We start from the raw sequence: 13,599 nt of genomic DNA on the forward strand, positions 1-13,599 counted from the left end.
CACGTAACTCGAGGCGAGAGGCCTTCGACGTGGCAGCACCGCAGAACTACCTCGCAGTCATCAAGGTCATCGGTGTCGGCGGCGGTGGTGTCAATGCCATCAACCGAATGATCGAGGTCGGTCTCAAGGGCGTCGAGTTCATCGCCATCAACACGGACGCACAGGCGCTGTTGATGAGCGACGCCGACGTCAAGCTCGACGTCGGCCGGGAACTCACCCGGGGCCTCGGCGCCGGCGCCAACCCGGCAGTCGGTCGCAAGGCGGCAGAGGACCACCGTGAGGAGATCGAGGAGGTCCTCAAGGGGGCCGACATGGTCTTCGTCACCGCCGGCGAGGGCGGCGGCACCGGCACCGGCGGCGCACCCGTCGTCGCCAACATCGCGCGTTCGCTCGGCGCCCTGACGATCGGTGTGGTCACCCGGCCGTTCACCTTCGAGGGCCGGCGCCGTGCGAACCAGGCGGAGGACGGCATCGCCGAGCTCCGCGAAGAGGTCGACACCCTCATCGTCATCCCCAACGACCGCCTGCTGTCCATCTCGGACCGCCAGGTGAGCGTCCTCGACGCCTTCAAGTCGGCCGACCAGGTCCTGCTGAGCGGTGTGCAGGGCATCACCGACCTGATCACCACCCCGGGCCTGATCAACCTGGACTTCGCCGACGTCAAGTCCGTGATGTCCGAGGCCGGCTCGGCGCTCATGGGCATCGGCTCGGCCCGCGGCGACGACCGCGCCGTGGCCGCCGCCGAGATGGCGATCTCCTCGCCGCTGCTGGAGGCCTCCATCGACGGGGCGCGGGGCGTCCTGCTCTCCATCTCCGGTGGCTCGGACCTCGGCCTGTTCGAGATCAACGAGGCCGCCCAGCTGGTCAGCGAGGCCGCGCACCCCGAGGCGAACATCATCTTCGGTGCCGTCATCGACGACGCCCTCGGCGACGAGGTGCGGGTCACCGTCATCGCCGCCGGCTTCGACGGCGGCCAGCCGCCGGCCCGCCGGGACAATGTCATCGGCGCCGCCTCCAGCAAGCGCGAGGAGCCCGCGGCCCCGGTCCGCCCGGCCGAGCCGGTCCGGCCGTCCTTCGGCGGACTCGGCACGGTCACCCCGCGCGAGGAGCCCCCGGCCCCGGTCGAGGCGGCTCCGGTGAACGAGGACCGGCAGTCCTCCGCCGCCACCGCCCCGCCGGTTCCGTCGGCCCGCCCGTACCAGGACAGCCCGGCGGAGGAACTGGACGTTCCGGACTTCTTGAAGTGACGATAGGGCAGCACACCGAGAGCGGCGCCCACTTCGCCTTCACCGACCGGTGGGGCGGGGTGAGCGCCGTTCCGTACGAGGAGCTCAACCTCGGCGGCGCGGTCGGCGACGACCCGGCCGCCGTACGGGAGAACCGGGCGCGGGCCGCCCGGGAACTGGGCCTGGCCCCGGACCGGGTGGTCTGGATGAACCAGGTGCACGGCCGGGACGTGGCCGTGGTGGACGGGCCCTGGGGTCCGGAGGAAGAGATTCCGGCCGTGGACGCGGTGGTGACCGCCCGTCGGGGCCTGGCCCTGGCGGTGCTCACCGCCGACTGCGTGCCGGTCCTGCTGGCCGACCCGGTCGCCGGAGTCGTGGCCGCCGCGCACGCGGGCCGGCCCGGGCTGGTGGCCGGGGTGGTGCCGGCCGCGGTCGAGGCGATGGCCGCGCTCGGCGCCGACCCCGCCCGGCTCCTCGCCCGTACCGGACCCGCCGTCTGCGGGCGCTGTTACGAGGTTCCGGCCGCGATGCGGGACGAGGTCGCCGAAGTGGTCCCGGCCGCCCGGGCCGAGACGAGCTGGGGAACCCCGGCCGTGGACGTGGTCGCCGGGGTGCACGCCCAGCTGGTGGAGCTGGGGGTGGTGAACGCCCACCGTTCCCCGGTCTGCACACTGGAGTCGCGGGACCACTTCTCGTACCGCCGCGACCGGGTGACCGGCCGCCTCGCCGGATATGTCTTCCTGGAAGCAGATCGATGATGGACCGTAAGGCCGAGCTCGCCGCCAACCTCGCGCGGGTGGAGGAACGTATCTTGTCCGCCTGCGCGACGGCCGGGCGGAAGCGGGAGGAGGTGACCCTCATCGTGGTCACCAAGACCCACCCCGCGAGCGACGTACGACTGCTGGCGGAGCTGGGTGTCCGTCATGTGGCGGAAAATCGCGACCAGGATGCGGCACCCAAGGCCGCCGCCTGCGCGGATCTGCCCCTCACCTGGCATTTCGTCGGCCAGTTGCAGACGAACAAAGTCCGCTCGGTGGCCGAATACGCACAGGTCGTGCAGTCCGTCGACCGACCCCGGCTGGTCACCGCGCTCTCCGCAGCGGCGGTGAAGGCCGGCCGGGAGCTGGGCTGCCTGGTGCAGATCGCCCTCGACGCCGAGTCGGGGGAGCAGGGCTCCCGGGGCGGCGCAGCCCCGGACCTGCTCGGGGAGTTGGCGGACCTGGTCGCCGGTGCACCCGGGCTGCGGCTCGACGGGCTGATGACGGTGGCCCCGCTGGCGGGGCCCTACGCGGGGCGCGAACAGGCCGCTTTCGAGCGGTTGATGGAATTGTCAAGCGGCCTGCGCGCCGCCCATCCGGCTGCGACCATGGTGTCGGCCGGGATGAGCGCAGACCTGGAACAGGCCGTGGCGGCCGGAGCGACACATGTACGCGTCGGCACCGCGGTACTCGGCGCGAGACCCCGGCTCGGGTAACGTCGCGAAGAAAGTCGGACCACAGCAGAAAATATGGTCATTCCCGCAGCTGAGCGGGCAGGCCGCGTGGATCGCGGGCAGTTGGTGACTTTTGTGACACTGCGACATTTGTCGGTGGGCGATCCACCACAGAGCGGAGGACTCGGAGAATGGCCGGCGCAATGCGCAAGATGGCGGTCTACCTCGGCCTCGTGGAGGACGACCGGTACGACAACCCCGGATACGACCCCGATGACGAGTTCGAGCCGGAGCCGGAGCTGGAGCGCTCCCGGGACCGGGATCGCCGGCAACAGCCGGTGCACCAACCGCCCGTAACGGACGAACCGGTACGAGTCGCCCAGCCTCCGGCGCCCCGCGAGCCGATCCCGTTGCCGGTGGAAAACGGACGACCCGCACGAATCGCCCCCGTGGCATCCATCACACCCGACCGCCCGAATCAGGAGAAGAACGCCCCCGTGATCATGCCCAAGGTCGTGTCCGAGCGGGAGCCGTACCGCATTACGACACTGCACCCCCGGACCTACAACGAGGCCCGTACCATCGGGGAACACTTCCGCGAGGGCACTCCGGTGATCATGAACCTGACCGAGATGGACGACACTGACGCGAAGCGTCTGGTCGACTTCGCGGCCGGGCTGGTGTTCGGACTGCACGGCAGCATTGAACGCGTGACACAGAAGGTGTTCCTGCTGTCGCCTGCTAACGTCGATGTCACGGCGGAGGACAAGGCCCGCATTGCAGAGGGCGGGTTCTTCAACCAGAGCTAGACCGGATCAGGCGAGAGCACGGGGAGAGGGAAGCACGGGATGGGTGTCGCACTGCAGGTGGTCTACATCGCGCTGATGTGCTTCCTCATCGTGCTGATCTTCCGACTGGTCATGGACTACGTCTTCCAGTTCGCACGTTCATGGGAACCGGGCAAGGCGATGGTGGTCGTTCTGGAGGCCACCTACACTGTCACCGATCCACCGCTCAAGCTTCTGCGGCGATTCATCCCGCCGTTGCGTCTCGGGGGCGTGGCACTAGACCTGTCCTTCTTCGTGCTGATGATCATCGTCTACATCCTGATCAGCATCGTGAGCAACGTTGCGAGAAGCGTGTGAACGATGATGCTCCCCGCCTGTGCGGGGATGATCCCACGGTCTTGCCGACTGCCGACGACTACGTAGAGGTGAAGAAGACATGCCGCTGACTCCCGAGGACGTGCGGAACAAACAGTTCACAACCGTCCGCCTTCGAGAAGGCTATGACGAGGACGAGGTCGATGCCTTCCTCGACGAGGTCGAAGCCGAACTGACGCGCCTGCTGCGCGAGAACGAGGACCTGCGCGCCAAGCTGGCCGCAGCGACCCGGGCCGCCGCGCAGAACCAGCAGCAGCAGGGCATGCGCAAGCCGGAGCCGCAGGACCAGCGCGGTCCGGGCGCCCCGGTGCCCGCCGCCATATCCGGCCCGCCGGTCCAGCAGGGTCCCCCGCAGATGGGTCCGCCCCAGCTGCCGGGCGGCGCGCCGCAGCTCCCGCCGGGCCCCGGCGGCCAGGGCCCGCAGGGTCCCGGCCCGATGGGCGGCCCCATGGGCGGTCCGATGCAGCAGCACCCGATGGCGGGCAACCCGTCCATGGGCGGCCAGAACCCGCTCGGGCAGCAGATGCAGCCGATGGGTCAGCAGATGCAGCCCATGGGCCAGCAGATGGGCCAGCAGATGCAGCCCATGGGGCAGCAGATGCAGCCGATGGGCCACCAGCCGCAGCTGCCGCAGCCCGGCCAGGGCCCCGGTGGCGACAGCGCCGCGCGTGTCCTCTCGCTCGCCCAGCAGACCGCCGACCAGGCGATCGCGGAGGCCCGCTCCGAGGCCAACAAGATCGTCGGCGAGGCGCGCAGCCGCGCCGAGGGCCTGGAGCGGGACGCCCGTGCCAAGGCCGACGCCCTGGAGCGGGACGCGCAGGAGAAGCACCGCGTCGCGATGGGCTCCCTGGAGTCCGCCCGCGCCACGCTGGAGCGCAAGGTCGAGGACCTGCGGGGCTTCGAGCGTGAGTACCGTACGCGTCTGAAGTCCTACCTGGAGTCGCAGCTGCGCCAGCTGGAGACCCAGGCCGACGACTCGCTGGCCCCGCCGCGCACCCCGGCCACCGCCTCGCTGCCGCCGTCCCCGGCGCCGTCGATGGCTCCGGCCGGCGCGATGGGCCACTCCATGGGGGCCCCGTCCCCGATGGCGCCCCCGTCCCCGATGGGCGGCGGCCCGTCGTACGGCGGTCAGCAGCAGATGTCGCCGGCGATGACCCAGCCGATGGCTCCGGTGCGGCCGGCCAGTCCGCAGCCGATGCAGCAGGCGCCGTCGCCGATGCGCGGCTTCCTGATCGACGAGGACGACAACTAGGCCGCGGCGGCCTGTGCCGCGTCGGCAGTCACTCAGGGCCGGGCCCGGTACCCCTCAGGGGGCACCGGGCCCGGCCCTTTGCCATGCCCCGCCGCTGCGCGCAGCCGCCCCCAGGTCCGGCTGCCCCGTCCCGCGGGCTCCGGGGCGGAGCCCGCGGGACGGGAGGGGCGGGGTGGGGACATGGAACGGCTGTGGCCCGGCGCCCCTCTGGAGGAGGGCCGGCCCCCCTTTTCCGCGCCCCGCGCCGGACTCGCCGGCGGGGCCGGGTCCGGCCCGGCGGGAGAAGCGGGGCGGCCCGCCGCCCCGGTGGGGTGGCGGGCCGCTCGGTGCGTGGGGTCAGGCCTTGCGGAGGCGGAACGTCAGGGACAGCGACTCGTCCGCGAACGGGTCGCCGAACGACCCGTCCGCCTCACCCGACGCGTAGTCCGTCGCCAGGACCTCGTCCGCGATCAGCGCCGCGTGGTCCGTCAGGGCCGTGACGACCTCCGGGTCCGTCGAGGACCAGCGCAGGGCGATGCGGTCCGCGACGTCCAGACCGGAGTTCTTCCGGGCCTCCTGGATCAGGCGGATCGCGTCACGCGCCAGGCCGGCGAGGCGCAGCTCCGGGGTGATCTCCAGGTCCAGGGCGACGGTGGCGCCGGAGTCGGACGCCACCGACCAGCCCTCCCGCGGGGTCTCCGTGATGATGACCTCCTCGGGGGTGAGGGTCACCGTCTCGCCGTTGACCGAGACCTCGGCGGAGCCGGACCGCAGGGCCAGGGACAGGGCCGCCGCGTCGGCCGCGGCCACCGCCTTCGCCACGTCCTGCACGCCCTTGCCGAAGCGCTTGCCCAGCGCCCGGAAGTTCGCCTTCGCGGTGGTGTCCACCAGCGAGCCGCCCACCTCGGAGAGCGAGGCCAGCGAGGAGACGTTCAGCTCCTCCGTGATCTGGGCCTGGAGCTCGGGGGACAGGGCCGAGAAGCCCGTCGCCGCGACCAGGGCCCGGGAGAGGGGCTGCCTGGTCTTGACCCCGGACTCCGCACGCGTCGCCCGGCCCAGCTCCACCAGGCGGCGGACCAGCAGCATCTGCTGCGACAGGACGGGGTCCACGGCCGTCGCGTCCGCCTCGGGCCACGAGGACAGGTGGACCGACTCCGGCGCCTCCGGGGTGACCGGGACGATCATGTCCTGCCAGACCCGCTCCGTGATGAACGGGGTGAGGGGGGCCATCAGGCGGGTGACCGTCTCCACGACCTCGTGGAGGGTGCGGAGCGCCGCCCCGTCCCCCTGCCAGAACCGGCGGCGCGAGCGGCGCACGTACCAGTTGGAGAGGTCGTCCACGAACGCGGACAGGAGCTTGCCGGCGCGCTGGGTGTCGTACGCCTCCATCGCGTCCGTGACCTCGCCGACGAGGGCGTGGAGCTCCGAGAGGAGCCAGCGGTCGAGGACGGTGCGGTCCGCCGGGGCCGGGTCGGAGGCCGAGGGCGCCCAGTTCGACGTACGGGCGTACAGCGCCTGGAAGGCGACCGTGTTCCAGTAGGTGAGGAGGGTCTTGCGGACCACCTCCTGGATGGTGCCGTGGCCGACCCGGCGGGCCGCCCACGGGGAGCCGCCGGCCGCCATGAACCACCGGACCGCGTCGGCGCCGTGCTGGTCCATGAGCGGGATCGGCTGCAGGATGTTGCCCAGGTGCTTGGACATCTTGCGGCCGTCCTCGGCGAGGATGTGGCCCAGGCAGACCACGTTCTCGTAGCTGGACTTGTCGAAGACGAGCGTGCCGACCGCCATCAGCGTGTAGAACCAGCCGCGGGTCTGGTCGATGGCCTCCGAGATGAACTGCGCCGGGTAGCGCTTCTCGAAGATCTCCTTGTTCTTGTACGGGTAGCCCCACTGCGCGAACGGCATGGACCCCGAGTCGTACCAGGCGTCGATGACCTCAGGCACCCGGACCGAGGTGTGGGAACAGCCCTCGGCCGTGCAGGGGAAGGTGACCTCGTCGATGTACGGGCGGTGCGGGTCCAGGGCGCTGTGGTCCCGGCCGGACAGCTCGCTGAGCTCGGCGCGGGAGCCCACGCAGGTGAGGTGGCCCTCCTCGCAGCGCCAGATCGGCAGCGGGGTGCCCCAGTAGCGGTTCCGGGACAGGGCCCAGTCGATGTTGTTGTTCAGCCAGTCGCCGAAGCGGCCCTGCTTGACCGAGTCCGGGTACCAGTTGGTCTTCTCGTTCTCCCGCAGCATCGCGTCCTTGACGGCGGTGGTGCGGATGTACCAGGACGGCTGCGCGTAGTAGAGCAGGGCGGTGTGGCAGCGCCAGCAGTGCGGGTAGCTGTGCTCGTACGCGATGTGCTTGAACAGCAGGCCGCGGGCGTCGAGGTCGGCGGTCAGCTTCTCGTCGGCCTTCTTGAAGAAGACGCCGCCGACCAGCGGGACCTCTTCCTCGAAGGTGCCGTCGGGGCGGACCGGGTTCACCACGGGCAGGCCGTAGGCGCGGCAGACCGCGAGGTCGTCGGCGCCGAAGGCGGGGGACTGGTGGACCAGACCCGTGCCGTCCTCGGTGGTGACGTAGTCGGCGTTCACCACGTAGTGGGCGGGCGCCGGGAACTCGACGAGGGAGAACGGGCGCTCGTAGGTCCAGCGCTCCATCTCCTTGCCGGTGAAGGACTCGCCGGTGGCCTCCCAGCCCTCGCCGAGGGCCTTCTCCAGCAGCGGCCGGGCGACGACCAGCTTCTCCTCGCCATTGGTCGCGACCACGTACGTGACCTCGGGGTGCGCGGCCACGGCGGTGTTGGAGACCAGGGTCCAGGGGGTGGTCGTCCAGACCAGGAGGGCGGCCTCGCCGGCGAGCGGGCCGGAGGTCAGCGGGAAGCGGACGAAGACCGAGGGGTCGACGACGGTCTCGTAGCCCTGGGCCAGCTCGTGGTCGGAGAGGCCGGTGCCGCAGCGCGGGCACCAGGGGGCCACGCGGTGGTCCTGGACCAGCAGGCCCTTGTTGAAGATCTCCTTCAGGGACCACCAGACGGACTCCACGTACTCGGGGTCCATGGTGACGTAGGCGTCGTCCAGGTCCACCCAGTAGCCCATGCGCGTGGTGAGCTCGGAGAAGGCGTCGGTGTGGCGGAGCACGGACTCCCGGCACTTGGCGTTGAACTCGGCGATGCCGTACGCCTCGATGTCCTGCTTGCCGCTGAAGCCGAGCTCCTTCTCGACGGCCAGCTCGACGGGCAGGCCGTGGCAGTCCCAGCCGGCCTTCCGGGCCACGTGGTAGCCGCGCATGGTCCGGAAGCGGGGGAAGACGTCCTTGAAGACGCGGGCCTCGATGTGGTGCGCTCCGGGCATGCCGTTGGCGGTCGGCGGGCCTTCGTAGAAGACCCACTCCGGGCGGCCCTCGGACTGCTCCAGGGTCTTGGCGAAGGTCTTGCTCTCCTGCCAGAACTCCAGGACGGCGTGCTCCAGGGCGGGCAGGTCGACCTGGGCGGGTACCGGGCGGTACTGCGGCGGGTTCGTCATGAGGCTTTTCGTCTTCCTCCGGCGGGGTCTGTCTCTCCGTCCGGAGGGACGAGAGCGCGCAGCTCCCGCGGTACCACCCTCCTTGGCCCCCGGGTGCGCCTGCGCGCGCCGGTGGCCCCCTCATTGGGGTTGCGAGCCGGTTCTACTGACCCGTGGACCGGGCGTCCCTGGGTGTTCTTCCGGCGGCTCCGGGGTGATCCTTCGCATCGCGCTCGCCCCCGGGCTCTCACCGTCCCCGGGTCGCTCCTGGCTGCGTACGAGGCTACTCGTCCCCATCCATGCCTTTCGCTGGGCCCAGTGTACGGGCCAGGTGGCCGCTCGGCAGACCGGAATTACGGTGCCGCGGCCGGTGCTCCCGCCGGTGACCCGAATGGTCCGACGGCCGCCGTCGGGGCCGGGAGGGCGGCGGGTGGCGGATTACCGGGCGCGGAGCTGGGCACAACGGATGCAGGTTGGTCTCGGTGGACGCGTGCCCCGTTGCCGCGGGGCCGGAGTCGATTTATCGTCCCAGCACGATTTGCGTGCTAGATCACCATATGTGAAGGGGCCGCAGCCATGGTGGCGAAGAAGCAGTCGACGGCGGCCAAGGCCGCACAGCGGGCGGCCCCAGACGCCCAGCCGGGCCCGGCCCCGGTGAAGCGCGCCGCAGCGGAGCAGCCGAAGCGGGCCGCGGCGGGGAAGACGGCCGCCGTGAAGCGGGTGGACGGCAAGAAGGCGGCGGCCGGGAAGCGAGCCCCGGCGGGGACGGCGGCGAAGCGCTCGGCCCCGGCCAAGGCCGGGAAGGCGGCCCCTGCCGAGGTGGCCGGGGAGACGACCGAGACGGGAGTCCGGAACGTGGTTGCCAAGAAGAGCACGGGCACGAGCAGGGCCAGGAAGACCGCCACCGCGGCCACCAGCGGGCTGCCCAAGGCCCGCGGCGCGGCGGAGCTCGCCGTCCGGCCGGGCGAGGACCCCTGGAGCCCCGCCGAGGTCACGGAGGCCCGTACCGAACTGGAGGGCGAGGTGCTGCGGCTGCGGTCCGAGCTGGACGCATCCGAGCTGGCCATCACGGGCCTGATGCGGGACGGCGGCGGCGGTGCCGGCGACGACGAGGCCGACACCGGCAGCAAGAACATCACCCGGGAGCACGAGATCGCCCTCGCCGCGAACGCCCGGGAGATGCTGGAGCAGACCCAGCGGGCCCTGGAGCGGCTGGACGCGGGGACCTACGGTCTCTGCGAGAACTGCGGCCGGCCCATCGGCAAGGCCAGGATGCAGGCCTTCCCCCGGGCCACGCTGTGCGTGGAGTGCAAGCAGAAGCAGGAACGCCGGCACTAGGGCGGGTGGGGCGCCGGTGCTGGTGAGCCGGGCCGCAGGCCCAGGGCGCCAGCCCCGGGCCAGGGGTGTGACGTACCCTCGTGTTCAGTTGTCGAGCCAGGACGAGGGACTCACGTGGCAGAGGCGGAGCGCATCATCGGTACGCCGGAGGTCGGGGACGACACCCAGCCGGAGCCCGCGCAGGCCAAGGGGCGGCGGCGGATCACCGCGCTGCTGGTCGTCGCCCTGCTGGCGTACGTGCTCGACCTGGGCAGCAAGATGCTGGTGGTGGCGAAGCTGGAGCACCAGGTTCCCATCGAGATCATCGGGGACCTGCTCAAGTTCGAGGCGGTCCGGAACCCCGGCGCGGCCTTCGGCTTCGGCGAGGCCTTCACGATCATCTTCACCTGTATCGCCGCCACCGTGATCGTGGTGATCGTGCGGCTGGCCCGGAAGCTCTACAGCCTCCCCTGGGCCATCGCCCTGGGTCTGCTGCTGGGCGGTGCGCTCGGCAATCTCACCGACCGGATCTTCCGCTCGCCCGGCGTCTTCCGCGGTGCGGTGGTGGACTTCATCGCGCCCGCCCACTTCGCCGTCTTCAACCTCGCGGACTCGGCGATCGTCTGCGGCGGCATCCTGATCGTGCTGCTGTCCTTCCGGGGGCTGGACCCGGACGGCACCGTCCACAAGGACTGACAAGGCATACTCGACGGGTGAGTACGATTCCCGAGATCCGCACCCTGCCCGTTCCCGATGGCCTCGAAGGCGAGCGCGTCGACGCCGCCATCGCCCGTATGTTCGGTTTCTCCCGGACGAAGGCGGCCGACCTCGCGGCTGCGGGGAAGGTGTCGGTCGACGGCAGCGTCGTCGGGAAGTCCGAGCGGGTGCACGGGGGCGCCTGGCTCGAGGTCGAGATGCCCGCCCCGCCGCGGCCGGTCGAGATCGTCGCCGAGCCCGTCGAGGGCATGGAGATCATCCACGACGACGAGGACATCGTCGTGATCATGAAGCCGGTCGGGGTGGCCGCCCACCCGAGCCCCGGCTGGACCGGCACCACCGTCATCGGCGGTCTGGCCGCCGCCGGCTACCGGATCTCCACCTCCGGCGCCGCCGAGCGCCAGGGCATCGTGCACCGCCTGGACGTCGGCACCTCCGGCCTGATGGCCGTCGCCAAGTCCGAGCGCGCCTACACCTCGCTCAAGCACCAGTTCCGCGAGCGGATCGTGGACAAGCGCTACCACGCCCTCGTCCAGGGCCACCCCGACCCGATGAGCGGCACCATCGACGCGCCGATCGGCCGGCACCCCAGCGCCGACTACAAGTGGGCCGTGACCCAGGAGGGCAAGCCCTCCGTCACCCACTACGACCTGATCGAGGCGTTCCGCGCCGCCTCGCTGCTCGACATCAAGCTGGAGACCGGCCGTACGCACCAGATCCGGGTGCACATGTCCGCGCACCGGCACCCCTGCGTGGGTGACCTGACCTACGGCGCCGACCCGACCATCGCCAAGCGGCTGGGCCTGACCCGGCAGTGGCTGCACGCGGTCCGGCTCGGTTTCGAGCACCCCGCCGACGGGCAGTGGGTGGAGTTCGAGAGCCACTACCCGGCGGACCTCCAGCACGCCCTGGACGTGATCCGCGCGGAGAGCGAGTGACCGCCGCGTACGAGGTCCGGGTCGCCACCGGCGAGGCGGACCTGGCCGCCTGCTTCGCGGTCCGCACCGAGGTGTTCGTCGAGGAGCAGGGCGTCCCGGAGTCGGTCGAGTACGACGCCTACGACGCGGAGGCCGTGCATGTGCTGGCCGTCGGGCCGGACGGCCCCCTCGGCACCGGCCGCCTGCTGTACGGCGAGGCCGCCCTCGGCAAGACCGGCTCGCCCGAGGTCGGCTCCCTGGGCCGGCTGGCCGTACTGAAGGCCGCCCGCGGCCTCGGGGTCGGCGCCGCGCTGGTCCGCGCGATCGAGGCGGAGGCGGTCCGGCGGGGCCTCACCGCGGTGGACCTCGGCGCCCAGACCCAGGCGCTGGGCTTCTACGAGCGGCTCGGCTACGTGGCGTACGGCCCGGAGTTCGAGGACGCGGGCATGCCGCACCGGGCGATGCGGCGCACCCTGCCGTAAAGCGGTAAAGCGGGACATACCTGGCAGGGTGGGGGAGTGGATCAGCTCCTCCTCCTCTTCGTGCTGCTGTTCGGCGCCGTGGTCACCGTGCCACTCGGGGACCGGCTGGGCCTGCCCGCGCCGGTGCTGATGACCCTGGCCGGGGTGGCGCTGGCCCTGGTGCCGGCCATCCCGAACGTCGACATCCCGCCCGAGTTCATCCTGCCGCTGGTGCTGCCGCCGCTGCTCTACGCCTCCGTGCAGCGCACCTCCTGGCGCCAGTTCGCGGCCAATGTGCGGCCCATCCTGCTGCTGGCCGTGGCCCTGGTCTTCGTCACCACCGCCGCGGTCGCCGGCGTCGCCCATGCCGTGGTGCCCGGGCTGCCGATCGCCGCGGCGGTGGCGCTGGGCGCGCTGGTCGCCCCGCCCGATCCGGTGGCGGCCACCGCGGTCGCCGGATCGCTGGGGCTGCCCCGGCGCATGGTGTCGATCCTGGAAGGCGAGGGCCTGTTCAACGATGTGACGGCCATCGTGCTCTACCACGTGGCCGTGGCCGCCGCCGTCAGCGGCAGCTTCTCCTGGCCGCAGGCGCTGGGGGAGTTCGTGCTGTCCGCGGTGGTCGCGCTGGCCGTCGGGCTGGCCCTGGGCTGGGTCGCGAACCGGCTGATGGGCCTGCTCGGCGACGCCACCCTGCAGATCGGGCTGACCCTGCTGGTGCCGTTCGTCTCCTATGTCCTGGCCGAAGAGCTCCAGGGCTCGGGGGTGCTGGCCGTCCTCACCACCGCCCTGTTCCTCGCCGAGTACGCCTCCGACGCCGACGACGTCCTGGGCCGGCTGGCCGGGCACACCTTCTGGGAGATCGTCGACACCCTGGTCACCGGGGTGGCCTTCGGGCTCATCGGCCTGGAACTGCACACCGTGTTCAGCACCGCGCACGGCCGCTGGGGGCAGCTCGCCGGCTGGGCCGTCGCGGTGATCGCGGTGGTGGTCGGCGTCCGGCTGGTGTGGCTGCTGCCGGCGGCCTGGCTCGCGAGGAAGCTGCACACCCGGCGCGACTGGGACGAGGAGATCCCGCTGAGCTGGCGGGAGAGCGTGGTGATGTGGTGGGCCGGGATGCGCGGGGTGGCCTCGGTGGCCCTCGCCCTGGCCATCCCGCTGCGGACCGACGACGGGCAGCCGTTCCCCGCCCGGGACGAGATCATCTTCATCGCCTTCGCGGTGATCATGACCACGCTGGTGGTGCAGGGCCTCACCCTGCCCTGGCTGGTGCGCCGGCTCGGAGTGGAGCCGGACACCGACGCCGAGCGCGCGTTCGAGCGCCGGCTCGCGCTCCGCGCGGCCAAGGCGGCGAAACGGCGGCTGAAGGAGATCCAGGAGGTGGAGGAGCTCCCCGAGGACCTGGTGGAGACCCTGTACCGGCGCGCGTACGACGTCGGCGCCCGGATCAGCCCCGACCTGGTCGACGAGGAGCGCCGCGAGGCGTACGCGCAGCGGGTCGCCCGGATCCGGGACGTCCAGCGCATCCAGCGCGAGATGATGTCCGCCGCCCGCCACGAGGTCCTCGCCGCCCGCAGTGAACCGGGCGCGGACCCGGAGGTGGTCGACCGGGTCCTGCGCCACCTGGACGTCCGCAGCCTCCGGACCTCCTGATG

The 13,599-nt window shown here is 71.7% G+C and carries 12 protein-coding genes; 11 read left to right on the plus strand and 1 reads right to left on the minus strand.

All coding sequences use genetic code 11. The features are described from left to right. Positions 1-29 precede the first annotated feature (29 nt). From ftsZ to DEJ50_RS24740, 6 genes are all read left to right on the plus strand, one after another. Positions 30-1,247 (plus strand): cell division protein FtsZ, encoded by a 1,218-nt coding sequence (gene ftsZ / locus DEJ50_RS24715; protein WP_150210299.1) that lies wholly within the window; start codon positions 30-32, stop codon positions 1,245-1,247. Beyond that, positions 1,244-1,984: a peptidoglycan editing factor PgeF gene (gene pgeF / locus DEJ50_RS24720; RefSeq protein ID WP_150210300.1), complete on the plus strand. Its 741-nt coding sequence runs from the start codon at positions 1,244-1,246 to the stop codon at positions 1,982-1,984. Before ftsZ ends, pgeF begins: the two co-directional genes overlap by 4 nt. Beyond that, positions 1,981-2,700: a YggS family pyridoxal phosphate-dependent enzyme gene (locus tag DEJ50_RS24725; RefSeq protein WP_150210301.1), complete on the plus strand. Its 720-nt coding sequence runs from the start codon at positions 1,981-1,983 to the stop codon at positions 2,698-2,700. The genes pgeF and DEJ50_RS24725 overlap by 4 nt, the downstream gene beginning before the upstream one ends. Positions 2,701-2,849: 149 nt before the next feature. Further along, a complete protein-coding gene (locus DEJ50_RS24730; protein WP_150210302.1) occupies positions 2,850-3,467 on the plus strand; it encodes a cell division protein SepF in 618 nt (205 codons plus the stop codon). A gap of 39 nt (positions 3,468-3,506) precedes the next feature. Then, positions 3,507-3,803 (plus strand): YggT family protein, encoded by a 297-nt coding sequence (locus tag DEJ50_RS24735; protein ID WP_150210303.1) that lies wholly within the window; start codon positions 3,507-3,509, stop codon positions 3,801-3,803. A gap of 79 nt (positions 3,804-3,882) precedes the next feature. Beyond that, the gene (locus DEJ50_RS24740) at positions 3,883-5,073 is read left to right on the plus strand and encodes a DivIVA domain-containing protein (protein WP_150210304.1); all 1,191 of its coding nucleotides are present in this window, start codon (positions 3,883-3,885) and stop codon (positions 5,071-5,073) included. 336 nt (positions 5,074-5,409) lie between these two features. Here the strand turns inward: DEJ50_RS24740 and ileS are convergent, their stop codons facing one another. Further along, a complete protein-coding gene (gene ileS / locus DEJ50_RS24745; RefSeq protein WP_150210305.1) occupies positions 5,410-8,556 on the minus strand; it encodes an isoleucine--tRNA ligase in 3,147 nt (1,048 codons plus the stop codon). A 555-nt stretch (positions 8,557-9,111) separates the two neighbouring features. On the opposite strand from ileS, the gene DEJ50_RS24750 reads away from it, so the two are divergent. From DEJ50_RS24750 to DEJ50_RS24770, 5 genes are all read left to right on the plus strand, one after another. Beyond that, a complete protein-coding gene (locus DEJ50_RS24750; RefSeq protein ID WP_150210306.1) occupies positions 9,112-9,873 on the plus strand; it encodes a TraR/DksA family transcriptional regulator in 762 nt (253 codons plus the stop codon). Positions 9,874-9,987: 114 nt separating this feature from the next. Further along, positions 9,988-10,548: a signal peptidase II gene (gene lspA / locus DEJ50_RS24755; protein ID WP_150210307.1), complete on the plus strand. Its 561-nt coding sequence runs from the start codon at positions 9,988-9,990 to the stop codon at positions 10,546-10,548. 17 nt (positions 10,549-10,565) lie between these two features. Beyond that, positions 10,566-11,507, plus strand: a complete 942-nt coding sequence (locus DEJ50_RS24760) for an RluA family pseudouridine synthase (protein ID WP_150210308.1) — start codon at positions 10,566-10,568, stop codon at positions 11,505-11,507. Then, positions 11,504-11,968 (plus strand): GNAT family N-acetyltransferase, encoded by a 465-nt coding sequence (locus tag DEJ50_RS24765; protein WP_150210309.1) that lies wholly within the window; start codon positions 11,504-11,506, stop codon positions 11,966-11,968. The genes DEJ50_RS24760 and DEJ50_RS24765 overlap by 4 nt, the downstream gene beginning before the upstream one ends. Before the next feature lie 36 nt (positions 11,969-12,004). Further along, positions 12,005-13,597: a Na+/H+ antiporter gene (locus tag DEJ50_RS24770; protein WP_150210310.1), complete on the plus strand. Its 1,593-nt coding sequence runs from the start codon at positions 12,005-12,007 to the stop codon at positions 13,595-13,597. The last annotated feature ends 2 nt before the right edge of the window (positions 13,598-13,599 follow it).

The sequence above is a fragment of the Streptomyces venezuelae genome (assembly GCF_008642295.1).
Taxonomy (GTDB): Bacteria; Actinomycetota; Actinomycetes; order Streptomycetales; family Streptomycetaceae; genus Streptomyces; species Streptomyces venezuelae_C.

Coding starts and splice junctions, on each gene's coding strand:
- DEJ50_RS24725 (WP_150210301.1), top strand. CDS start 1,981: ATGATGGACCGTAAGGCCGAGCTCGCCGCCAACCTCGCGCGGGTGGAG.
- DEJ50_RS24730 (WP_150210302.1), top strand. CDS start 2,850: ATGGCCGGCGCAATGCGCAAGATGGCGGTCTACCTCGGCCTCGTGGAG.
- DEJ50_RS24735 (WP_150210303.1), top strand. CDS start 3,507: ATGGGTGTCGCACTGCAGGTGGTCTACATCGCGCTGATGTGCTTCCTC.
- DEJ50_RS24740 (WP_150210304.1), top strand. CDS start 3,883: ATGCCGCTGACTCCCGAGGACGTGCGGAACAAACAGTTCACAACCGTC.
- ileS (WP_150210305.1), bottom strand. CDS start 8,556: ATGACGAACCCGCCGCAGTACCGCCCGGTACCCGCCCAGGTCGACCTG.
- DEJ50_RS24750 (WP_150210306.1), top strand. CDS start 9,112: ATGGTGGCGAAGAAGCAGTCGACGGCGGCCAAGGCCGCACAGCGGGCG.